Source organism: Kitasatospora sp. CMC57, from assembly GCF_045866025.2.
In the GTDB taxonomy this organism is placed as follows: Bacteria; Actinomycetota; Actinomycetes; order Streptomycetales; family Streptomycetaceae; genus Kitasatospora.
Window position 1 is genome coordinate 4,991,721 of record NZ_AP035881.2, and the last position, 21,515, is coordinate 5,013,235.

The 21,515-nt window shown below is 71.1% G+C and carries 19 protein-coding genes; 6 read left to right on the forward strand and 13 right to left on the reverse strand.

What is annotated here, in order from left to right:
- Positions 1-18: 18 nt before the first annotated feature.
- The 4 genes from ACKUU6_RS22400 to ACKUU6_RS22415 form a co-directional block, all read right to left on the reverse strand.
- Positions 19-1,833, reverse strand: a complete 1,815-nt coding sequence (locus ACKUU6_RS22400; protein ID WP_407990334.1) for a DUF6271 family protein — start codon at positions 1,831-1,833, stop codon at positions 19-21.
- Between the two features lie 331 nt (positions 1,834-2,164).
- Positions 2,165-2,893, reverse strand: coding sequence for a hypothetical protein (locus ACKUU6_RS22405; protein WP_407990335.1), 729 nt, complete (start codon positions 2,891-2,893; stop codon positions 2,165-2,167).
- Between the two features lie 286 nt (positions 2,894-3,179).
- On the reverse strand, positions 3,180-3,437 hold the full coding sequence (gene rpsT / locus ACKUU6_RS22410) for a 30S ribosomal protein S20 (RefSeq protein WP_407990336.1): 258 nt from the start codon (positions 3,435-3,437) through the stop codon (positions 3,180-3,182).
- Between the two features lie 138 nt (positions 3,438-3,575).
- Entirely contained in the window at positions 3,576-3,881 is a 306-nt protein-coding gene (locus ACKUU6_RS22415) for an antibiotic biosynthesis monooxygenase family protein (protein WP_407990337.1), read from the reverse strand.
- A gap of 187 nt (positions 3,882-4,068) precedes the next feature.
- Here ACKUU6_RS22415 and lepA point away from each other — a divergent pair, with 187 nt between their 5' ends.
- Positions 4,069-5,940, forward strand: coding sequence for a translation elongation factor 4 (gene lepA / locus ACKUU6_RS22420; protein WP_407990338.1), 1,872 nt, complete (start codon positions 4,069-4,071; stop codon positions 5,938-5,940).
- A gap of 51 nt (positions 5,941-5,991) precedes the next feature.
- On the opposite strand, the gene ACKUU6_RS22425 is transcribed toward lepA, so the two are convergent.
- From ACKUU6_RS22425 to ACKUU6_RS22435, 3 genes are read right to left on the reverse strand one after another with little or no spacing between them, the layout of a single operon-like run.
- Complete coding sequence (locus tag ACKUU6_RS22425; protein WP_407990339.1) at positions 5,992-7,065, reverse strand: NAD(P)/FAD-dependent oxidoreductase; 1,074 nt, start codon at positions 7,063-7,065, stop codon at positions 5,992-5,994.
- Positions 7,066-7,120: 55 nt separating this feature from the next.
- Positions 7,121-8,020: an RNA polymerase sigma factor SigJ gene (sigJ, locus tag ACKUU6_RS22430; protein ID WP_407990340.1), complete on the reverse strand. Its 900-nt coding sequence runs from the start codon at positions 8,018-8,020 to the stop codon at positions 7,121-7,123.
- Between the two features lie 17 nt (positions 8,021-8,037).
- Positions 8,038-8,544 carry a MarR family winged helix-turn-helix transcriptional regulator gene (locus ACKUU6_RS22435; protein WP_407990341.1) on the reverse strand — a complete coding sequence of 169 codons (507 nt, stop codon included), beginning with the start codon at positions 8,542-8,544 and terminating at the stop codon, positions 8,038-8,040.
- 61 nt (positions 8,545-8,605) lie between these two features.
- Between ACKUU6_RS22435 and ACKUU6_RS22440 the strand changes: the two genes are divergently transcribed.
- Positions 8,606-9,532, forward strand: coding sequence for an EamA family transporter (locus ACKUU6_RS22440; RefSeq protein WP_407990342.1), 927 nt, complete (start codon positions 8,606-8,608; stop codon positions 9,530-9,532).
- Between the two features lie 35 nt (positions 9,533-9,567).
- Here ACKUU6_RS22440 and ACKUU6_RS22445 read toward each other — a convergent pair whose 3' ends face one another.
- Together ACKUU6_RS22445 and ACKUU6_RS22450 are read right to left on the reverse strand one after the other, a co-directional pair.
- Positions 9,568-11,565 carry an ABC transporter ATP-binding protein gene (locus ACKUU6_RS22445; protein WP_407990343.1) on the reverse strand — a complete coding sequence of 666 codons (1,998 nt, stop codon included), beginning with the start codon at positions 11,563-11,565 and terminating at the stop codon, positions 9,568-9,570.
- Complete coding sequence (locus tag ACKUU6_RS22450) at positions 11,562-13,295, reverse strand: ABC transporter ATP-binding protein (protein ID WP_407990344.1); 1,734 nt, start codon at positions 13,293-13,295, stop codon at positions 11,562-11,564. The genes ACKUU6_RS22445 and ACKUU6_RS22450 overlap by 4 nt, the downstream gene beginning before the upstream one ends.
- A 278-nt stretch (positions 13,296-13,573) precedes the next feature.
- Here ACKUU6_RS22450 and ACKUU6_RS22455 point away from each other — a divergent pair, with 278 nt between their 5' ends.
- Both ACKUU6_RS22455 and hemW read left to right on the forward strand, forming a co-directional pair.
- On the forward strand, positions 13,574-15,469 hold the full coding sequence (locus ACKUU6_RS22455) for an AMP-dependent synthetase/ligase (protein WP_407990345.1): 1,896 nt from the start codon (positions 13,574-13,576) through the stop codon (positions 15,467-15,469).
- A gap of 49 nt (positions 15,470-15,518) precedes the next feature.
- Entirely contained in the window at positions 15,519-16,748 is a 1,230-nt protein-coding gene (hemW, locus tag ACKUU6_RS22460) for a radical SAM family heme chaperone HemW (protein WP_407990346.1), read from the forward strand.
- Positions 16,749-16,766: 18 nt separating this feature from the next.
- Here hemW and ACKUU6_RS22465 read toward each other — a convergent pair whose 3' ends face one another.
- Both ACKUU6_RS22465 and ACKUU6_RS22470 read right to left on the reverse strand, forming a co-directional pair.
- A complete protein-coding gene (locus ACKUU6_RS22465; RefSeq protein WP_407990347.1) occupies positions 16,767-17,594 on the reverse strand; it encodes a DUF3097 domain-containing protein in 828 nt (275 codons plus the stop codon).
- Positions 17,595-17,624: 30 nt separating this feature from the next.
- Complete coding sequence (locus tag ACKUU6_RS22470; RefSeq protein ID WP_407990348.1) at positions 17,625-17,936, reverse strand: hypothetical protein; 312 nt, start codon at positions 17,934-17,936, stop codon at positions 17,625-17,627.
- An 85-nt stretch (positions 17,937-18,021) separates the two neighbouring features.
- Between ACKUU6_RS22470 and ACKUU6_RS22475 the strand changes: the two genes are divergently transcribed.
- Positions 18,022-18,732 (forward strand): hypothetical protein, encoded by a 711-nt coding sequence (locus tag ACKUU6_RS22475; protein ID WP_407990349.1) that lies wholly within the window; start codon positions 18,022-18,024, stop codon positions 18,730-18,732.
- Positions 18,733-18,735: 3 nt separating this feature from the next.
- On the opposite strand, the gene pspAB is transcribed toward ACKUU6_RS22475, so the two are convergent.
- Both pspAB and htpX read right to left on the reverse strand, forming a co-directional pair.
- Positions 18,736-19,314 (reverse strand): PspA-associated protein PspAB, encoded by a 579-nt coding sequence (gene pspAB, locus ACKUU6_RS22480; protein ID WP_407990350.1) that lies wholly within the window; start codon positions 19,312-19,314, stop codon positions 18,736-18,738.
- Between the two features lie 9 nt (positions 19,315-19,323).
- On the reverse strand, positions 19,324-20,241 hold the full coding sequence (gene htpX / locus ACKUU6_RS22485) for a zinc metalloprotease HtpX (RefSeq protein ID WP_407990351.1): 918 nt from the start codon (positions 20,239-20,241) through the stop codon (positions 19,324-19,326).
- Positions 20,242-20,468: 227 nt separating this feature from the next.
- On the opposite strand from htpX, the gene hrcA reads away from it, so the two are divergent.
- A complete protein-coding gene (gene hrcA / locus ACKUU6_RS22490; RefSeq protein ID WP_407990352.1) occupies positions 20,469-21,500 on the forward strand; it encodes a heat-inducible transcriptional repressor HrcA in 1,032 nt (343 codons plus the stop codon).
- Positions 21,501-21,515 lie beyond the last annotated feature (15 nt).

Genomic DNA, 21,515 nt, shown 5'->3' on the forward strand with positions numbered 1-21,515 from the left:
CGTACCGGTGGCTGCCGGTCAGAGGGCCTTGGACATGTAGACCGCCTCGGTGCCGTAGCTCTCCGGCAGGGCCACCTCATGGTCGGCGGTGTAGCCGAGCCGGGCCCAGAGCACGTGGCTGCGCTGCACCGCGACCATGGAGAGCCGCTCGAAGCCCAGGGCACGCGCGGTCGCCTCGATCTGCCGGACGAAATGCGGCGTCAGCCCCCGGCCGCGCAGCTCTTCGGTGATCACGAAGTCGTGGGCGTGCAGGTTGCGCGAGGCGAAGGCCGAGGTCTCCGCCAGGCTCAGGTCGGGGCACCGGCCCGCCGGGTAGGGCAGGGCCAGCAGGTAGCCGCCGAACCGCCTTTCGTGCTCCAGCGCGAAGCAGGTGGCGGGGGAGACCGCGGCCCGTGACCGCAGTGCGACGTCCCCCTCGGAGAGGCCGCTCTCGGCGTAGGCGCGGGCCTCCAGGGCCACCAGCTGGTCCCAGTCGCGTTCCACCAGCGGACGGATCCGGATCCGGTCGTCGGGCTGCTCCAGCCCGACCGACCTGGCGGCCGCCACCAGCGGTCCCCAGGCGTCGATCAGCAGCGCGAAGGACTCGATGTCGGCCTGCGCCTCGTCCAGCAGGCGGTCCCGGAGCGGAGCCAGGTGGTCGGCGAACTCGGCGTACTTGCCGCCGAGTCGGCGGTAGCAACGGTCGACCACGTCCAGCCGGCGGACGTTCTCCGCCCGGTCCGCACCGGCGGTCTGCCGGGCGAACCCGGCGATCGTCGCGGCGTGTACGCGATGCTCTGCGTCGAGCAGCGCGGGGCCGGCCGCCTCCAGGGCGAAGTAGACGGGATGGAAGTACAGCATCGACAGCAGGAACTTCACGAACCGCAGCTGGTACGCCAGGAACCCGGCGCCGGTCCGCCGTTCCGGGGTGTAGTAGTTGACGATGTGCCGGTTGTGCACGACCGCCGGGAGCGGGGCGTGCCGGACCACGTGCAGCAGGAAGTAGTCGCTGCCGATGGTGGCGGTCGCGGGCGGCAGCGGGACGCGTTCGTAGAGCTCGCGGTCGAAGCCGATGTTGCACATGTCGATCCGCCAGATGTCGGGCACGTCCAGCACCGAGACGTCGTGGGTGAACGGATCGGTGCCGCCGCCGACGAAGGACTCCTCGACCAGGCCGTCCACCTCCTCCCGCGACCACTCGGGCGGGGCCCAGAGGCTGACCACCTCGTGGTAGACCGCAGGGTCCAGTTCGCGGATCTCGCCGACGTCCACCGACAGTTCGCCGATGAAGGAACTGCCGACCATGGAGACCGGCTTGGCCCCGTGCGCGGGGTCGAGCGCGTTCTCGGTGACGCCGACGGCCGCGTCGGTGCCCGACCTGCCGAGCGAGAGCAGCTCATGGTGGATCGGGAACACCGGTTCGCCGTCGAGGAGTTGGTAGCCGCTGTCGGAGTCCCTGCGGTGGATCGAGGCGCAGCCGAGCGCGGCGGCGATCAGGAACGCCCGGTTGGTGCAGGCGCCGTAGGAGACGGCGTCCGGCAGCATCAGGTCGAGCAGCGGCTCCGGGTCGGCCGCACCGGACCGGTCGATCACCCTGCGCAGGAAGTCGCGCTGGGCGGCCTCGTCCAGGTGGTGCGCGATCACGTCGGGTCGCACCGGCAGTTCGCCGACGGCCTTGGCGTGCTCGGTGAAGGTCGACTCGTCCGAGGAGTCGAGGATCAGCAGCCTCACCTCGACGCCGAACTGCTCGGCTGCGTAGGCGGCTTCCGCGCCGATGTCCGAAATCGTGGTGGCGCAGGCGCGGTTGGTGGGAAGGGTCAGGCAGATCCTGCGCAAGTCGGTGCTCCGGTTCACGTGGTGGGCCTCGCGCCAGTGTGCCAGCAATTGGACTAGACCAACTAGGAATTGCTGCACATCGAAGCACCCCGGGCCGCCCCCCTCAAGCCCTGGGCGGCCGCCGGGCGGAATCACCGCCGCAACACTGCCCGGACGGTCCACCCCGATCAGGCCGAAAGGGCAGCCCGTGACGGCACCGGGCCCCGCAAGCGAGGTGCGGCCCCGTCGGCCCGTCCCGCAGGCTGACGCGGAATTCCTCCGAACCTCCGAAGGAGTCCCTGCCTTGCAGGGTGTCGTCACCGTCCGGGCCCGGTCTTCCGGATGCGCTGACGGCCGGTCAGGACCGCGCTCAGATACCGGTCAGCGCGCGGAGCAGGTCCCGGCTGTCCATCAGCAGCGCCTGCCGGACGGTCTCCCGGTCGGGGGCGACGGCCTTGCCCTCCTGGTACGAGCCGGACCAGCTCAGGTAGTAGGTCAGCGCGCCGTCCCGCACGTACAGCACCTGGGTGAGGTAGTGCCAGGTCCGGTCCGAGCTGCTCCGGTCGTCCAGGTAGCCGACGTACGCCTGCTCCCCCAGGTCGGAGACCTCGGTGATCACGTACTTCCGCTGCCGGAGCCCGGACTGCTGTGCCTCGAACTCGGCCCGGGGGTTCACCTTCCGGTGCAGCTGCGCCTGCATGTAGAGCGAGGAGTACTCGGTCTCCCCGGCACTCTTCTTCAGGTACTTGCTGCAGTACATGTCGTCCAGCGCCGCGTGCCGGGTCGAGTAGTGGTACGGCGTGCCGGACTGCGCGGGGTAGAGCTGGGTGAAGCGGTTCAGCCGGGCGGTGGTGCAGAGGTCGTCGACCACCCGGTAGCTCCCGATCGCGGGTGCCGGGCCCTCCGGCAGCACCACGATGCCCGGCACGGTCAGCACCGCGACGGCCCAGATCGCCGAGGTCAGCAGCGCACTCAGCACGCCCCAGAGCAGCGGACGGTGCCGACGGGTGGTCCGGGGCGGCGGCCCGTACGGCATGGGCGTGTGGAGGCCGGGGAACACCGGACCGGTGTCCGTCGGTGCCGGCAGCTGATGCGACATCTGATGAGCCCCCAACCGGGATGCGTGCTGGCCACGTCGGACCGAACCCTATCGGTGCACACAAGGTGGCAGAGCGTGAGGCCGCACCCGCACAGACGCCGACAGGCGCCGTAGCCGGAGCTACGACGCCTGTCGTGTACCGCACCCGCGTGGCGAACGCAGGCCGCGTGCGGTACGGAGTTCTACGTCTCACGAGTTCCGGGTAGAGGGCCGGAAGGTTGACGTGAGGGGTGGTCGTCGGAGGCGGGTAGAGGGCCGCCGTGCCCGTCGACCGGGGGGCCGAACGTCAGGCCGCGACGCGCTTGGTGATCGCGGACTTCTTGTTGGCGGCCTGGTTCTTGTGGATGATGCCCTTGCTCGCGGCCTTGTCGAGCGCCTTGGAGGCGGCCTTGGCGAGCTCGGTGGCCTTCGCGGTGTCGCCGGCAGCGGCGGCCTCGCGGGCCTTGCGCAGAGCGGTCTTCAGCGAGGACTTGACGGCCTTGTTGCGCAGGCGCGCCTTCTCGTTGGTCTTGTTGCGCTTGATCTGGGACTTGATGTTCGCCACGAAAATAGCCTCAGTCTTGAGTCGAGAGTTGAACGGGTTGCGCCGGGCGCGGCAGGCTGAGAGGGCATGCCGGTGCCAGGTGCAGCGGCCAACGCTACCAAAGGCCCCACCCTCCCCCCAAACCGGAGGAGGCAGGCCCTACGCCGTGAGCAGCGCCTCGCCGTAGTGCTCGACCTCGGGGAACGGCTCGTAGAAGCGGTGCAGCAGCTCCCGCCACCGCTCGTACTCGGCCGAACGGCGGAAGCCCTCGGTGTGGTCCGCCAGGGTCTCCCACTCCACCTGGAGCAGGAAGCGCGAGCTCCGGCCCTGGTCCAGGCAGCGGCGCAGCTCCAGCGAGCGGAAGCCGCGCTGGACCGCGATCAGCGGCCTGGCCTCGGTGAACGCGGCGAGGAACTCCTGCTCCAGGCCGGGGCGGACGTCCAGCAGAGCGCTCTCCAGGATCATGGGAGTCGATCCTGCCGCACCCCGGCCGCCCAGTGGAAGAGCTGGACACCGCGCCGGTCCGGGCTCGTGGGAAGATGGCAGGAACCATTTCGATCGGACGAGACCGTCCGGTCCCGGGAAGCCGCTCGGCGCCGTCAGTGCCGAGCCGGAGCGCCCGGCCCCCGGACCAACGGAGAATCGGACCAAGGTGCCCGCGACCCCCAGCAATGTGCCAGAGCCCAGCCGTACCGACCCGGCGCTGATCCGCAACTTCTGCATCATCGCCCACATCGACCACGGCAAGTCCACCCTCGCCGACCGGATGCTCCAGATCACCGGCGTGGTGGACCCCCGGCAGATGCGCGCCCAGTACCTCGACCGGATGGACATCGAGCGCGAGCGCGGCATCACCATCAAGTCGCAGGCGGTCCGCCTCCCGTGGGCGCCGAAGACTGGTGAGAACACCGGCACGACCCACATCCTGAACATGATCGACACCCCGGGCCACGTCGACTTCACGTACGAGGTGTCCCGCTCGCTCGCCGCCTGCGAGGGCACCATCCTCGTGGTGGACGCCGCCCAGGGCATCGAGGCGCAGACCCTCGCCAACCTGTACTTGGCGTTGGAGAACGACCTCACGATCATCCCGGTGCTGAACAAGATCGACCTGCCGGCCGCCCAGCCCGAGAAGTACGCCGCCGAGCTGGCGCACATCATCGGCTGCGACCCGGAGGACGTGCTCAAGGTCAGCGCCAAGAGCGGCCTCGGCGTGCCGGAGCTGCTCGACCACGTGGTCGAGAAGATCCCGGCCCCGGTCGGCGTCAAGGACGCCCCTGCCCGTGCGATGATCTTCGACTCGGTCTACGACTCCTACCGCGGCGTGGTCACCTACGTCCGAGTGGTCGACGGCCAGCTCACCAAGCGCGAGCGGATCGCGATGATGTCCACCGGCGCGACCCACGAGCTGCTGGAGATCGGCGTCATCTCGCCCGAGCCCAAGGTCGCGGACGGCCTGGGCGTCGGCGAGGTGGGCTACATCATCACCGGTGTGAAGGACGTCCGGCAGTCCAAGGTCGGTGACACCATCACCTCGATGCACAAGGGTGCGACCGAGGCGCTGGGCGGCTACAAGGACCCGCGCCCGATGGTGTTCTCCGGCCTGTACCCGCTGGACGGTTCGGACTACCCGCTGCTCCGCGACGCGCTGGACAAGCTGCGGCTGAACGACGCCGCGCTGGTCTACGAGCCGGAGACCTCGGTCGCGCTCGGCTTCGGCTACCGCTGTGGTTTCCTCGGCCTGCTGCACCTGGAGATCATCCGGGAGCGGCTGGAGCGCGAGTTCAACCTCGACCTGATCTCCACCGCGCCGAACGTGGTCTACCGCGTGGTGATGGAGGACGGCAGCGAGCACATCGTCACCAACCCGAGCGAGTTCCCGACCGGCAAGATCGCCGAGGTGCACGAGCCGGTCGTCAAGGGCACCATCCTGGCGCCGAACGAGTTCGTCGGCGCGATCATGGAGCTCTGCCAGGGCCGCCGCGGCAACCTCCAGGGCATGGACTACCTCTCCGAGGACCGGGTGGAGCTCCGCTACACCCTGCCGCTCGCCGAGATCGTCTTCGACTTCTTCGACCACCTGAAGTCCAAGACCCGTGGCTACGGCTCCTTCGACTACGAGCCGATCGGCGAGCAGACCGCCGACCTGGTCAAGGTCGACATCCTGCTGCACGGCGACGCGGTGGACGCGTTCTCCGCGATCGTGCACAAGGACAAGGCGTACAACTACGGCGTCATGATGGCGGGCAAGCTGCAGAAGCTGATCCCCCGCCAGCAGTTCGAGGTGCCGATCCAGGCCGCGATCGGCTCCCGGGTGATCGCCCGTGAGACGGTCCGCGCGATCCGCAAGGACGTGCTCGCCAAGTGCTACGGCGGTGACATCTCGCGGAAGCGGAAGCTGCTGGAGAAGCAGAAGGAGGGCAAGAAGCGGATGAAGATGGTCGGCCGCGTGGAGGTCCCGCAGGAGGCCTTCATCGCCGCGCTGTCCACCGACGCGGACGCTCCCAAGGGCGAGAAGAAGTAGGTCGGTCACGACGAAGGGCCCGGTCCACGGACCGGGCCCTTCGTCGTGCCGTCAGCGCAGGTTCCACAGGACGCCGCTGACGATCCCGGCCTTGACCAGGCGGGCGGCGGTCCCGGTGACGGCCTTCGGCTTCATGGAGTCGTCCTTGTGGACCAGCTGGACCAGGCCGTCCTTGCGGCCCAGGCTCAGGCAGTGGATCACGTACCCGTAGCCGAACGGCCTGTCGGTGCGCCCGGTCAGCAGCTTCCCCAGATAGACGCCCATCGGCTGGGCGGTGGCGCAGCTCATCCTCAGCTCGCCGACGCCCTCGACCACCACCTGGGCGGCGTCGCCGATCACGTACACCTCGGGGTGGGAGACCGAGCGCAGGTACTGGTCCACCACCGCGCGGCCGTCGGGGGTGACGGTCAGTCCGGTCTCGGCGGCCAGCTCGCGGGGCTCCATCGAGGCGGCCCAGGCGACCAGGTCGGCGTCGAGGGTGCCCTGGTCGGTGCGGAGGCCGGCCGCGGTCACGGCGGTAACGGCCGACCGGTCGTGCACCTGGACGCCGAGCCGTCCGAACACCTTCCGGACGTGGGCCCGGCCCTTGGCCGAGAGCCAGCCGCCGACCTGGCCGGCCGCCACGATCCGGACCTGCCAGGCGGGGTGCGCCTCGGCCAGCTCGGCGGCCAGCTCGATGCCGGTCGGACCGCCGCCGACCACCGCGACGGTGCCGGGCCTCGCGGCGGTGCGCATCCGCTCGGCCAGTTCGGCGGCCCGCTCGACGGGGTAGGCGTGCTCGGCCGCGCCGGGGATGCCGTGCAGGGCGGTCCTGCTGCCCAGCGCGTACACCAGGGTGTCGTAGGTCAGCGCCTCGCCGGAGTCCAGGAAGACCTTCCGCCCGGCCAGGTCGAGTTCGGTGACCCGGGCCTGGCGGTGGGTCACCTGACGGCCCCGCACCACCTCGGCCAGCGCCGGGCGGTGCTCGGGCAGCCCGGCCGCGGTCTCGTGCTGGCGGACCCGGTGCAGGAACCGGCTCTCCGGCGCGACCAGGGTGACCCGGTGCTTCCTGCCGATCCGGGTGGCCGCCGCCAGGCCCGCGTAGCCGGCGCCGATCACGACGATGTGCTGCTGCTGAGCGGTCATCTCGTCCTCCTGCGAAGCGTGTCTGGTGCTTTCGGGAGGTGGACGAGACAGCCGGTCAGTCTGTGACAGTGAGCCGCGTCACATGGGTCAGCTTCTGCGGGTTGAGCGCCACGTACGCGGCGGCGATCCGCCCGTCGGTCACCTGGAACGCCAGCACGCCGGCGATCCGGCCCTCGGCGTCGTGCCAGGCCAGGCCCCGTTCGCCGTTCACCAGGACCGGGCTGGCGAGGTAGCCGCTGTCCGGGCCGAGCCACTTGGTGGTCAGGCCGCGCACCAGACGGGAGACCTTGTCGGCACCGAACACCGGGCGGGAGCCCGCGCTGACCACACCGCCGCCGTCGGAGTGCCAGACCACGTCCGGGTCGAGCACGGCCAGCAGAGCCTGGAGGTCACCCCTGGCGGCGGCCGCCGCGAAGGCGTCCACGGCCCGGCGGTGCGCCGCCGGATCGACCCGGCCCCGGTGGCCGCGTTCGCGGACCCGACGGCGGGCCCGGGAGGCCAGCTGCCGGGCGGCGTCCGGGGTGCGGTTCAGTGAGCCGGCGATCTCCTCGAAGCCGACCGCGAACACGTCGTGCAGCACGAAGGCGGTCCGCTCGGCCGGGGTGAGCTCCTCCAGGACGGCGAGTAGCGCCAGCGAGACCTCCTCGCCGAGCTCGGCGAGCCGGTCGGGGGCGTTCTCCTCGGCGACCAGCGGCTCGGGCAGCCACTCGCCGTAGTACGCCTCCCGGCGCACCCGGGCCGAGCCCAGCTGGTCGTAGCAGAGCCGGGTGACGACGGTGGTGAGGTAGGCGCGCGGCTCCTGGACCGTGCTCCGGTCGGTGGCGCGCCAGCGGAGCCACGCCTCCTGGAGGATGTCCTCCGCGTCGCTCACCGATCCCAGCAACCGGTACGCGACCGAGCCCAGATAGCGCCGGAGCGCCTCGAACTCGTCGACTCCTGACCTGTCGTCAATCACCCCGACACCGTAGCCGGTCAGCCTCCGGAGGCGGCGAGCAGGCGGCGGAGCAGATCGCTCAGGGTGGCGGCCTCCTCGGGGGTGAGCGCGGCGGCCAGGGTCTCCTCGTAGATCGCGACGCCGGGGCCGACGGCGCGGTCGACCAGCGCGAGACCGGCCTCGGTGAGGGTGATCCGCAGGCCCCGGCGGTCGTTCGGGTCGGGGGAGCGGCTGACCAGCCCGGCCCGCTCCAGCTTGTCCAGCCGGCCGGTCATGCCGCCGGTGGTGACCATCAGGGTGGCCGTCAGCTCGCGGGGCGAGAGCGTGTACGGCTCGCCGGAGCGGCGCAGCGTGCCCAGGACGTCGAACTCGCCCTTGCCGATGCCGTGCTGCGCGTGCACCTGGCCGAGCCGGTCGGTGATGACCCGGGAGATCCGGAAGATGCGGCCGAACACCGCCATCGCGTCGGTGGGGAGGTCGGGACGGACCCGGTTCCACTGGGCGGTGATCGCGTCCACGGGGTCGGGGCGGGGGGTGCTGTCCATGGGGAGAGTCTGCCACGAGAAAGAAGCTTGACTGCAAGTAGCTTAGTGCTAAGTTACTTACATGCTTCCGACTTCCAAAGGTGCCCTCGCCCTCACCGCGCTGGCCCCGCTCGCCTGGGGTTCCACCTACCTGGTCACCACCGAGTACCTGCCGCCCGACCGGCCGCTGCTCACCGCCACCCTCCGCGCCCTGCCCGCCGGGCTGATCCTGCTGGCCGTCACCAGGCGGCTGCCGAAGGGGAGCTGGTGGTGGAAGGTGGCGCTGCTCGGCGCGCTCAACATCGGGCTCTTCCTCGCCATGCTGTTCGTCGCGGCGTACCGCCTGCCCGGCGGAGTCGCGGGCGTGCTCGGCGCGGTGCAGCCGCTGCTCGCCGCCGGGCTGGCGCTCCCGCTGCTCGGGGAGCGGCCCGGCGGGCGGAGCCTGCTGGCCGGGCTGGCCGGAGTCTTCGGGGTCGCGTTGGTGGTCCTCAAGGCCACCGCCCGACTCGACACCATCGGCGTACTGGCCGGTCTGGCCGGAGCCGGGGTGATGGCGGTCGGCACCGTGCTGACGAAGCGCTGGGGCCGCCCCGAGGGTGTCGGCCCGCTGGCGATGACGGGCTGGCAGCTGACGGCGGGTGGGCTGCTGCTGCTTCCGGTCGCCCTCGCGGTGGAGGGCATGCCGCCCGCCCTGACCGGCACCAACCTGCTCGGCTACCTCTACCTTGCCGTCCCCAACACCCTGGTGGCGTACTGGCTCTGGTTCCGCGGCATCGGCAAGCTGCCCGCCTCCTCGGTTGCCTTCCTCGGCCTGCTCAGCCCGGTCTCGGCCACCGTCATCGGCTGGATCGCGCTCGGCCAGTCCCTGACGCCCCTTCAGCTTCTGGGCATGGCGATCGCCCTGGGCAGCACCGCCGTGGGGGCGCTGCGCTCCGGACGTCAGCCGTCAGGGGGCCGGGGAACGGCGACGGCAAGCTCGGCGGTGGCCGCCGCCCGTGTGCGTGGTTAGGCACTTCCGCCTCGCCGTCGCCGTCCCCCTCGGTCTCAGTCGACCTCGGCGACCGCCTCGCTGAACTGGGCCGCGTACAGCCGCGCGTAGGCGCCCTTCGCCGCGATCAGCTCCTCGTGCGATCCCTGCTCCACGATCGAGCCGCCCTCCATCACCAGGATCACGTCCGCGTCCCGGATGGTGGAGAGCCGGTGCGCGATCACGAAGCTGGTCCGGCCGGTCCGCAGCCGGGCCATCGCGCGCTGGATGAGCACCTCGGTCCGGGTGTCCACCGAGGAGGTGGCCTCGTCCAGCACCAGGATGGACGGCTGGGCCAGGAACGCCCGGGCGATGGTGATCAGCTGCTTCTCGCCCGCGCTGACCCCGGTGCCCTCGTCGTCGATCCGGGTGTCGTAGCCGTCCGGCAGGGTCCGTACGAAGCGGTCCACGTGGGCGGCCTTCGCGGCCTCGACCACGGCCTCCCGCGTCGCGCCCTCGGCCCCGTACGCGATGTTGTCCGCGATGGTGCCGCCGAACAGCCAGGTGTCCTGGAGGACCATGCCGATCCCGGCCCTGAGCTCCTCCCGGGACATCGCCGCGATGTCCACGCCGTCCAGGGTGATCCGGCCGCCGGTGGTCTCGTAGAACCGCATCAGCAGGTTGACCAGGGTGGTCTTGCCCGCGCCGGTCGGGCCGACGATGGCCACCGTGTGGCCGGGCTCGACCTTCAGCGACAGGTCCTCGATCAGCGGCTTCTCCGGGTCGTACCGGAACGAGACGCCGTCGAAGGAGACCAGCCCGCGCAGCTCCTCGGGCCGCTCGGGAGAGAGCGGTTCGGCCGACTGCTCGGGGGCGTCCAGGAGCTCGAAGACCCGCTCGGCGGAGGCGACACCGGACTGCACCAGGTTGGCCATGCTGGCGACCTGGGTGAGCGGCTGGCTGAACTGCCGGGAGTACTGGATGAACGCCTGCACGTCGCCGATCGACAGTGCGCCGCTGGCCACCCGCAGACCGCCGACCACCGCGACCAGCACGTAGTTGAGGTTGCCGATCAGCATCATCGCGGGCTGGATGGTGCCCGAGATGAACTGGGCCCGGAAGCTCGACGCGAACAGCGCGTCGTTCTCCTGGCGGAAGGTCTCCGCGGCCTCCTGCTGGCGGCCGAAGACCTTCACCAGGGCATGGCCGGTGTACATCTCCTCAATGTGCGCGTTGAGCGTGCCGGTGGTCTTCCACTGGGTGATGAACTGCGGCTGGGCCCGCTTGCCGACCTTGGTGGCGACCACCACCGAGAGCGGGACCGAGATCAGCGCGATCAGCGCGAGCAGCGGGGAGATCCAGAACATCATCGCCAGCACGCCGACGATGGTGAGCAGCGAGTTCACCACCTGGCCCATGGTCTGCTGCATGGACTGGCCGATGTTGTCGATGTCGTTGGTGACCCGGCTGAGCACCTCGCCGCGCGACTGCCTGTCGAAGTAACTCAGCGGCAGGCGGGACAACTTGGCCTCAACGTCCTCGCGCAGCCGGTACACCGCGCGGTTGATCGCGGAGGCGGCCAGCCTGCCCTGGAGGATGCCGAACACGGCCGAGCCGACGTACAGCAGCAGGGCCCAGAACAGCACGGTGCCGATCGCGCCGAAGTCCATCCCCTGGCCGGGGACGAAGTCGACCGCGCCGAGCACGTCGGCGACGCCGCCCCGGCCGCTCTGCCGCAGGCCGTCGAGCACCTGGGACTTGTCGATCCCGGAGGGGGTCTGCCGGCCCACCACGCCCGCGAAGATCAGGTCGGTGGCCTTGCCGAGCACCCGGGGGCCGGTCACCGCGAGGCCGATGCTGAGCACACCGAGCGTCAGCACGCCGAGGAGCAGAGGGCGTTCGGGCCGGAGCATGCCGAGCAGGCGCTTGGAGGAGTTCTTGAAGTCGAGCGACTTCTCGGTGGCCTGCCCGCCCATGAACCGGCCGGGGCCGGCCGGTCCGCGCCGTGCGGCGGCGGCCTGGGAGTTCTCCGCCTGGGGTTTCTTCGGGGTGGCCCCGTTGGCCGAGGTACTCATGCCGCCTCCTGCTCGGTGAGCTGGGAGAGCACGATCTCCCGGTATGTCGGGTTGTCGGTCATCAGCTCGTGGTGGGTGCCGCTGCCGACCACGGCGCCCTCGTCGAGCACCACGATCCGGTCGGCGTCCCGGATGGTGGAGACCCGCTGGGCCACGATCAGCACCGCCGCGTCGGCGGTCTCCTGGGCCAGCGCCTTGCGCAGCCTGGCGTCGGTCGCGTAGTCCAGTGCGGAGAACGAGTCGTCGAAGAGGTACACCTGCGGGCGGCTGACCAGAGCCCGGGCGATCGCCAGCCGTTGGCGCTGGCCGCCCGAGACGTTGGTGCCGCCCTGGGCGATCGGCGCGTCCAGGCCCTCGGCCAGCTGCTCCACGAAGTCCTTGGCCTGGGCCACCTCCAACGCGCGCCAGAGCTCCTCGTCGGTGGCGTCCGGCTTGCCGTAGCGCAGGTTGCTCGCCACCGTGCCGGAGAACAGGTACGGCTTCTGCGGGACCAGGCCGACGGTGTCGGCGATCAGCACCGGGTCGAGGTCGCGGACGTTCACGCCGCCCAGCAGCACCTGGCCGCCGGTGGCGTCGAACAGCCGGGGCACCAGGCCGAGCAGGGTGGACTTGCCGCTGCCGGTGGAGCCGATCACGGCGGTGGTCTGGCCGGGACGGGCGACCAGGTCGATGCCGCGCAGCACCGGGGCCTCGGCGCCCGGGTAGCGGAACTCAACCGCGCGCAGCTCAAGTTGACCCCGGGTCAGCAGTTTCCCGACCGGGTCGGTGGGCGGCACCACGCTGCTGTCGGTGGCCAGCACCTCCTGGATCCGCTCGGCGCAGACCTCGGCGCGCGGCACCATCATGAACATGAAGGTGGCCATCATGACGCTCATCAGGATCTGCATCAGGTAGGAGATGAAGGCGGTCAGCGCGCCGATCTCCATGCCGCCGGAGTCGATCCGGTGCGCGCCGAACCAGATCACCGCGACGCTGGAGACGTTCACCACGAACATGACGCTGGGGAACATGAAGGACAGCAGCCGGCCGACCTTGAGCGAGACGTCGGTCAGCTCGGTGTTGGCACCGGCGAAACGATCCTGTTCGTGACGGTCCTTCACGAAGGCGCGGATCACCCGGATACCGGTGATCTGCTCGCGCAGCACCCGGTTCACCGTGTCGATCCGGGTCTGCATGGTGCGGAACTGCGGCCGGAGCCGGCGCACCAGCACGGTCACCACACCGCCCAGCACCGGCACCACGACCAGCAGCAGCGCGGACAGCGGCACGTCCTGGTTGAGCGCCATCAGGATGCCGCCGAAGCACATGATCGGCGCCGCCACCATCAGGGTGAAGCCCATCAGCACCAGCATCTGGACCTGCTGGACGTCGTTGGTGGTGCGGGTGATCAGCGAGGGCGCGCCGAAGGAGTTCAGCTCCCGGGCGGAGAAGCTCTGCACCCGGTCGAAGACGGCGGCCCGGATGTCGCGGCCGATCGCCATCGCGGTCCGGGCGCCGAAGAAGACGGCGGCGACCGAGCAGAGCGCCTGGACGACGGTGACGCCGATCATCACGCCGCCGAGGGCCAGGATGTGTCCGGTGTCGCCCTTCACCACGCCGTTGTCGATGATGTCGGCGTTCAGAGCGGGAAGGTAGAGCGCTGCGATGGTCGAGACGAGCTGGAGCAGCACCAGCAGGGTGATGGGCCGGGAGTACGGGCCCAGATGAGCCCGCAGAAGTTTGATCAGCACCGTGACACTTTCGTTGTCGGCGGGGGGAGTCGCACCCCATTTTCGGGCTTCCGGCGCGCCGTGTGGGGGTTTACGGTGGCTCGACCCCGCGGTTTTGTACTGTCTTTGCACGCCGCGCCGGTCGGGGTGCCAGCTCATTTCACCCCCTTACGGATCGGCCTTCGAGCCCCTAGGCTGCTGATTGCCAGCTTGTTACTCGCTGGTTAACCAACAGCCGGTAGGCAGGCCCCCACGCCACCGCGCTCCACCCTCGGCCACCCGCCCCCCGGAGGTCCTCGTTGAGTTCCGCGCAGTCCACGATCGACCGGCGCCCGCCCTCGGTGGCCCACCTCTTCCTCAGCCGCGTCGAGGCCACCCCCAACGGTGAGGCCTACCGGTTCCCCGTCCCCGTGGACGAGCACGCGGCCGACGGCGCCCCCGGCGCCGAGCAGTGGCGCTCGCTGACCTGGGCGCAGACCGCGGAGCGGGTGGCGGCCGTGGCGGCCGGTCTGATGTCGCTCGGCATCGGCCCGGAGGACCGGGTCGCGCTCTCCTCGTCCACCCGGATCGACTGGATCGTCGCCGACCTCGGCAACATGTGCGCCGGTGCGGCGACCACCACGGTCTACCCGAGCACCAACGCCGAGGAGACCGCCTTCATCCTGGCGAACTCGGCCAGCCGCGCGATGTTCGCGGAGAACGCCGCCCAGCTGGCCAAGGTGGTCGCCCGCCGCGCCGAGCTGCCCGAGCTGCGCACCGTGATCCTGTTCGACGCCCCGACCGGCGACGAGGAGACCGGCGGCCTGGAGATCCTGTCGCTGGCGGAGCTGGAGCAGCGCGGCGCCGCGCACCTGGCCGAGCACCCGGACGCGGTCACCAAGGCGGTCGCGGCGCTCGACCGCGAGCAACTGGCCACGCTGATATACACCTCGGGCACCACCGGCCGCCCCAAGGGCGTCCGCCTGGTGCACGACTGCTGGGCGTACGAGGGCGTGGCCCAGCAGGAGAGCGGCCTGCTCCGCTCGGACGACGTGCAGTTCATGTGGCTGCCGCTGTCGCACGTGTTCGGCAAGACGCTGATCTCGGGCCAGATCGCCACCGGCCACGTGATGGCGGTGGACGGCCGGGTGGACCGGATCATCCACAACCTCCCGGTGATCCGCCCCACCATCATGGCCAGCGCGCCGCGGATCTTCGAGAAGGTCTACAACGGCATCGCGGGCAAGGCCAGGGCCGAGGGCGGCGCCAAGTACAAGATCTTCCTCTGGGCCGCGAAGGTCTCCCGGGAGTACGCCAGGACCACCCAGGCCAACCGGATCGCCACCGGGCAGAACACCGCCCCGTTCGGCCTGACGATCCAGCACAGGCTGGCCGACAAGCTGGTCTACGCGAAGATCCGGGCGGCCTTCGGCGGCCGGATGCGCGGTGCGGTCTCCGGCAGCGCCGCGCTCGCCCCCGAGATCGGGTACTTCTTCGCCGGAGCGGGCGTGCCGGTGCTGGAGGGCTACGGCCTGACCGAGACCAGTGCGGGTTCCACGGTGAACCGGCAGGAGGACTACCGGGTCGGCACCGTCGGACAGCCGCTGCCCGGCACCGAGGTCCGGATCGCCGAGGACGGTGAGATCCTGCTCAAGGGTCCCGGCGTGATGCGCGGCTACCACAACCTGCCCGAGCAGACCGAGGAGGTGCTGGAGGCCGACGGCTGGTTCCACACCGGTGACATCGGCGAGCTGGACGGCGGCTACCTGCGGATCACCGACCGCAAGAAGGACATGTTCAAGACCTCGGGCGGCAAGTACGTCGCGCCCAGCGAGGTGGAGGGCAAGTTCAAGGCGGTCTGCCCGTTCGTCAGCAACATCCTGGTGATCGGCAACGGCCGGAACTACTGCACCGCCCTGATCGGCCTGGACGAAGCGGTGATCATGCCGTGGGCCGCCGAACACGGCCTGGCGGGCCGATCCTACGCCGAGGTGGTGGCCTCCCCGGAGGTGAACCAGCTGATCGAGGGCTTCGTGCAGCGCCTCAACGGCGACCTGCAGCGTTGGCAGACGATCAAGAAGTTCACCCTGCTCCCGCGCGACCTGGACATCGAGCACGGCGAGCTGACCCCGAGCCTGAAGATCAAGCGCCCGGTGGTCGAGCGGACCTACGCCGACGCGGTGACCGAGATGTACGCGGGCACGGTCGAGGCCTGAGGGCCCGGGTCCGGTACGGCCCACCCGGGTCGTACCGGACAATGGGTGCATGCCCTCCGCACTTCCCGACGGTGAACCGCTGCCGTCCGACGGTTCACTGCCCGGCTCCGCCCTCGACGGGCTGGGCGGGCGGCCGTTCGGTTTCTACCTGCACGTGCCGTACTGCGCCAGCCGCTGCGGCTACTGCGACTTCAACACCTACACCGCGACCGAGCTGCGCTCCTCCGGCGCGGTGGCCTCGCAGGAGACGTACGCCGACAACCTGGTGGCCGAGGTCCGGCTGGCCCGGCGGGTGCTCGGTGACGTGGACCTCCCGGTCGAGACGGTCTTCCTCGGCGGCGGCACCCCGACCCTGCTGCCCGCCGGTGACCTGGTGAAGGCGCTGGCCGCGATCCGGGACGAGTTCGGCCTGGCCCCCGGCGCCGAGGTGTCCACCGAGGCCAACCCGGAGTCGGTCGACCCGGCCTACCTGGCCGAGCTGCGCGAGGGCGGCTTCAACCGGCTCTCGTTCGGCATGCAGAGCGCCAAGCCCCACGTGCTCCAGCTGCTCGACCGGCACCACACCCCCGGCCGCCCGGAGGCCTGCGTCGCCGAGGCCCGCGCGGCCGGCTTCGAACATGTCAACCTGGACCTGATCTACGGCACCCCCGGCGAGTCCGACGACGACTGGCGGGCCTCGCTGGACGCCGCGATCGGCGCCGGGCCCGACCACGTCTCCGCGTACTCGCTGATCGTCGAGGACGGCACCAAGCTGGCCGCCCGGGTCAAGCGCGGCGAGCTGCCGATGATAGACGACGACGTGCACGCCGACCGCTACCTGATCGCCGAGGAGGCGCTGAGCGCGGCCGGCTTCTCCTGGTACGAGGTGTCCAACTGGGCCATCTCCGAGGCCGGCCGGTGCCGCCACAACGAGCTCTACTGGACCGGCGCCGACTGGTGGGGTGCGGGCCCCGGCGCCCACAGCCACATCGGCGGCGTCCGCTGGTGGAACGCCAAGCACCCCGCCGCGTACGCCCAGGCGCTCGCCGAGGGACGTACCCCGGGCCAGGGCCGCGAGGTCCTCCCCGAGGAGGACCGCCGGGTCGAACGCATCCTGCTGGAGCTGCGCCTCCGCGAGGGGTGCCCGCTCTCGCTGCTCACCGCCGACGGGCTGGCCGCCGCCGAACGCGCCCTGGCCGACGGCCTCTTGGACCACGACGCGTACGCCGACGGCCGGGCCGCGCTCACGCTGCGCGGGCGGCTGCTGGCCGACGGGGTGGTCCGCGACCTGGTGGACTAGGGCCTGTCCGGACCGGGCCTAGGGCAGCGTCACGAAGTCGATCAGCTCTTCCACCCGGCCCAGCAGGGCCGGGTCGAGGTCGCGGTAGGAGTCGACCGAGGCGAGGATGCGCTTCCAAGCGGCCGGGGTGTCCTCGGGCCAGCCGAGGCGGCGGCAGACGCCGAGCTTCCACTCCTCGCCGCGGGGGACGTCGGGCCAGGCGGGGATGCCGACGCTGGCGGGCTTCACGGCGGCCCAGACGTCGATGTAGGGGTGGCCGACGACCAGCACCTCGGTGCCGGTGACCTGCTGGGCGATCCGGTGCTCCTTGGTGCCCGGCAGCAGGTGGTCGACCAGGACGCCCAGGCGGCGGCCCGGTCCGGGCGCGAACTCGGCGACGATGGCGGGGAGGTCGTCGATGCCCTCCAGGTACTCGACCACCACGCCCTCGATCCGCAGGTCGTCACCCCAGACCCGTTCGACCAGTTCGGCGTCGTGCCGTCCCTCGACGTAGATCCGGGACTCCCGGGCGACCCGGGCCCGGGCGCCGGGGACCGCGACCGACCCGGAGGCGGTCACCTTGGGGCGGGTGGGTGCCGGGGCCGCGGCGGTCGGCCGGACCAGGGTGACCACCCGGCCCTCCAGCAGGAAGCCGCGCGGCACCAGCGGGAACACCCGGTGCTTGCCGAACCGGTCCTCCAGCGTGACGGTGAATCCCTCGGCGGTCCGCTCGCAGCGCACCACCGCGCCGCAGAAGCCGGTGGCCGCCTCCTCCACCACCAGATCCCGTTCGGCCGCCACCTCGGGGGCGGGCTGCTGCCGCTTCCACGGCGGGGTCAGATCGGGGCCGTACTCCCTGCTGCGCATTCCACCGAGTCTACGAGAGCTGACCCGCCGTCACCCGGCGTAGCGGGAGCTGATCGCCAGGACGTCGGCCGCCGCTTCGCGGACGGCCTCGGCGTGCCGCAGCCGGACCGGTCCGCCCTGGTGGCCGCGGGGGCGGACGCCCCGGTCGGCGAGCAGGTAGACCACCCGCAGCGTGCGCATCGTGCTGGAGACGTACGCGGGGACCGGGCCCGGCCGCCCGGCCCGGAAGTCCTCCGCCACCGGGCCCAGCCAGTCGACCGACTGGCGTTCCGTCAGCTGGTCACGGGTCAGCACCAGGGCGATCGCGCAGCCGAGCCGGTCGTCCTCCATCGCGTAGAACACGGACCGGACGGCCGCGGAGCCCGGGCGCGGGCAGATGGCGGCCGTGTGACAGAGTGCGGCCGACTACGGATTCGGTGGGGGACAGGTGCGCACACGGCAGGCAGTGGTGGTCATGGCCGCGCTGGCGGTACTCGGCACATCGGCTTGCTCGGTGGGCCCGGCCGGCTCGGCCGGTCATCCGACGCCGTCCGCCCGGCGGTCGTTGCGGGCCGGACTGCTGACCCAGGACCGGCTGCCCCAGGGTTTCGAGCTGCTGTCGGCGCAGGTCGACTCGACGACGACCGGCGCCCCGCACCAGCCCGCCTCCACCGATTCGCTCGCGCAGATGCCGTGCTCCGAACTGGGCGTCGAGTCCTTCATGACGGTGCATGCCCCTCCCCTGGAGGACGTGGCGGTCGGCCTGCAACGGAATCCGCCCGACGAGACCGACGACGGGTGGTTCGGGCAGGAGTCGCTCGACCGGTACGCACCGGGCCGGTCGGCCGAGGTGATGGCCGCCGTCCGCGCTGCCGCTCAGCGCTGCGCCTCCTTCACCAGCACGCTCGCGGGCGGCACCCAGGTCCAGGAGACCGCGTCCGTGACGGCGGCCGGGGTGGCGGCCGACGACGGACTGGTGCTCCGCATCGTCTCGGCGTACCCCGGCGAGGCCGATCCGTTCGTCACCGAGACCGGCTTCGTGCGCGAGGGCGACGTGATCCTGATGGTGCAGCAGGTGGTGGCGCAGAAGCCGTCGTCGGGCGTGACGACCGTCCTCGCACCCGCCGTGGCGGCCTACCGCGCGGCCGCGGCCGGCTGACCGTCAGAGCCCCGGTGCGCCCCAGACCGGGAACCAGCGGGTGAGGTCCTGCTCGATCCGCAGGTCGTTGCCGAGCATCGCCTTGACCTGGAGCTCCAGCGGGTTGTCGCGCTTCTCGCCGGGGAGCGGCGCGAAGGGGTAGAAGGTGCCGCGCTTGTAGAGGTAGACCAGGCCGAGCGGGCGGTCGGCGGCGTTCCGGAAGCCGACGATGGAGCAGAGCAGCTGCGGGCCGAAGCCGTTCGCCTCCAGCTCGCTGTTGACCGCGTGCAGGTCGTTGACCAGGTCGGGGAGTTCCTCCGGGGTGTGCCGGGCGAGCAGCCAGGAGTAGCCGTACGAGTCCTGGGAGACCTCGACCGGGATGCCGCCCCGTTCGGTGTCGGCGTCCAGCAGGGCGCGGATCTGGCCGGCCACCTCGGTGAAGGCGGCACCCTCGACGGCGGCGAAGCAGACCGAGCCGAAGCCGGTGGGGCGGAAGCCGGCGGCGGCCTCCAGGGTGAGGGCGGCGGACGGTACGCCGAAGAGCTGGTCCAGGTCGGGCCGGACCGGCTTGCTGCGGCCGAAGAGCGCGTCCAGGAATCCCACGTGGGCTCCTCAGCGGCCGAGCTCGGCGGAGATCCGGCCGAGCTGCTCGAGCCGCTGCTCCAGCGACGGGTGGGTGGACATCAGCTGGCTCGCGGCCTCCCGGGCGCTCAGCGCGGGGGCGAAGTAGAAGGCGTTGTACGGCTGCGCCCGGCGCAGGTCCTCGCTCGGGATGGCGGCGATCTGGCCGGTCACCTTGGTCAGGGCGGAGGCCAGCGCACTGGGCCGCCCGGTGAGCTGGGCGGCTGCCCGGTCGGCGGCCAGCTCGCGGTAGCGGGAGAGCAGCCGGGTGAGCAGGAAGCTCGCGGCGTACACGACCATGCTGATCAGCGGAATCAGGATCATGGCGAGCGCGGCGTTGCTGTCGTTGCTGCGGCCGCGTCCGTTCATCAGGCCGCCGTACAGCGCGATCCGGGTGATCACCCCGGCCAGGACGCCGAGGAAGCCGGCGATGGTCATCACCGCCACGTCCCGGTGCGCGACGTGCGAGAGCTCGTGCGCGAGCACGCCCTCCAGCTCCGCCGGCTCCAGCCGCCGGAGCAGGCCGGTGGTGACGCAGACCACGGCGCGCTCGGGGTTGCGGCCGGTGGCGAAGGCGTTCGGCATGTCGGTGACCGTCACCGCGACCCGGGGTTTGGGCATGTCGGCCAGGGCGCACAGGCGGTCGATGGTGCCGTGCAGCTGCGGGAACTCCTCGGGGGTCACCTCGCGGGCGCCCATCGCCCGCTGGGTGATCCGGTCGCTGAACCAGAACTGGGCCACGAACAGCCCGCCGGAGATCAGCACGATCAGCGGCCAGGCGCCCCGGAGCAGCACGATCAGCAGCCCGGTGAAGCCGACGTAGAGCAGTCCGATCACGAACATCGTGGTGACCATCCGACCGGTCAGCCCGCGGTCGGGCGCGAAGCGGGAGTGCTGGCCTGACGACATGACTGCTCCTTATGTCGGCATCTGTCGCTTTCGATGCTGCCACTTGCCGGGGGCATTCGGTGGGTGGCAGGGGTTGGACACGGGGCGGACAGCGGCAAGGATCACCAGGGCGGACCGTTCCTGCCGTCGGAGTGGGGCCTTACACTGGCAGCTACTGTCCTGGCACTCTGCCCACTTGAGTGCCAGGGGCCCGGTCAGGACGGATGCGGAGACGGAGGTGCGTGGCCATGTACAGCGAGCGGCCGTTGGACGAACGCAAGCTCGCGGTGCTGCGCGCGATCGTCCAGGACTACGTCGGCACGGAGGAGCCGGTCGGCTCCAAGGCCCTCGTCGAGCGGCACAACCTCGGCGTCTCCCCCGCCACCGTGCGCAACGACATGGCGGCCCTGGAAGAGGACGGCTACATCCACCAGCCGCACACCAGCGCGGGCCGGATCCCCACCGACAAGGGGTACCGGCTGTTCGTGGACCGGCTGGCCGAGGTCAAGCCGATGACGGCCCCCGAGCGCCGGGCGATCCGGCACTTCCTGGACGGCGCGGTGGACCTGGACGACACGGTGGCCCGTACGGTCCGGCTGCTCGCGCAGCTGACCCGACAGGTCGCGGTGGTCCAGTACCCCTCGCTGTCGCGTTCGACGGTGCGTCACGTCGAGCTGGTGGCGCTGGCCCCGGCCAAGGTGATGCTGGTCCTGATCACCAACACCGGCCGGGTCGAGCAGCGGATGGTCGACTGCCCCGGGGCGGTCGGCGAGACGGTGCTGGCCGATCTGCGCGCCAAGCTCAACACCCAGGCGGTCGGCCGGCCGCTGCCCGAGGTGCCCGGTCTGCTGGAGGACCTGCCGGCGGCCTTCGAGCCCGCCGACCGGCCCACCGTCAGCACCGTGCTGGCCACCCTCTTCGAGACGCTGGCCGAGCAGAACGAGGAGCGGATCATGCTGGCCGGCACGGCCAACCTGACCCGCTTCGGCCACGACTTCCCGCTCACCATCCAGCCGGTGCTGGAGGCCCTGGAGGAGCAGGTCGTCCTGCTCCGTCTCCTGGGTGAGACGGCGGACGCGGGGATGACGGTCCGGATCGGCCACGAGAACGCCTACGAGGGGCTCAATTCCACCTCCGTGGTCTCGGTCGGTTACGGTTCGGGCGATCAGAGTGTCGCGAAGCTGGGTGTGATCGGACCGACCCGGATGGACTACCCGGGCACAATGGGGGCGGTGCGAGCGGTGGCACGGTACGTGGGTCAGATCCTGGCCGAGTCCTAACAGAGCACTGTCAGA

Coding starts and splice junctions, on each gene's coding strand:
- ACKUU6_RS22405 (WP_407990335.1), bottom strand. CDS start 2,893: ATGTCGCATCAGCTGCCGGCACCGACGGACACCGGTCCGGTGTTCCCC.
- ACKUU6_RS22415 (WP_407990337.1), bottom strand. CDS start 3,881: ATGATCCTGGAGAGCGCTCTGCTGGACGTCCGCCCCGGCCTGGAGCAG.
- ACKUU6_RS22425 (WP_407990339.1), bottom strand. CDS start 7,065: ATGACCGCTCAGCAGCAGCACATCGTCGTGATCGGCGCCGGCTACGCG.
- ACKUU6_RS22435 (WP_407990341.1), bottom strand. CDS start 8,544: ATGGACAGCACCCCCCGCCCCGACCCCGTGGACGCGATCACCGCCCAG.
- ACKUU6_RS22440 (WP_407990342.1), top strand. CDS start 8,606: ATGCTTCCGACTTCCAAAGGTGCCCTCGCCCTCACCGCGCTGGCCCCG.
- ACKUU6_RS22445 (WP_407990343.1), bottom strand. CDS start 11,565: ATGAGTACCTCGGCCAACGGGGCCACCCCGAAGAAACCCCAGGCGGAG.
- hemW (WP_407990346.1), top strand. CDS start 15,519: ATGCCCTCCGCACTTCCCGACGGTGAACCGCTGCCGTCCGACGGTTCA.
- ACKUU6_RS22465 (WP_407990347.1), bottom strand. CDS start 17,594: ATGCGCAGCAGGGAGTACGGCCCCGATCTGACCCCGCCGTGGAAGCGG.
- htpX (WP_407990351.1), bottom strand. CDS start 20,241: ATGTCGTCAGGCCAGCACTCCCGCTTCGCGCCCGACCGCGGGCTGACC.
- hrcA (WP_407990352.1), top strand. CDS start 20,469: ATGTACAGCGAGCGGCCGTTGGACGAACGCAAGCTCGCGGTGCTGCGC.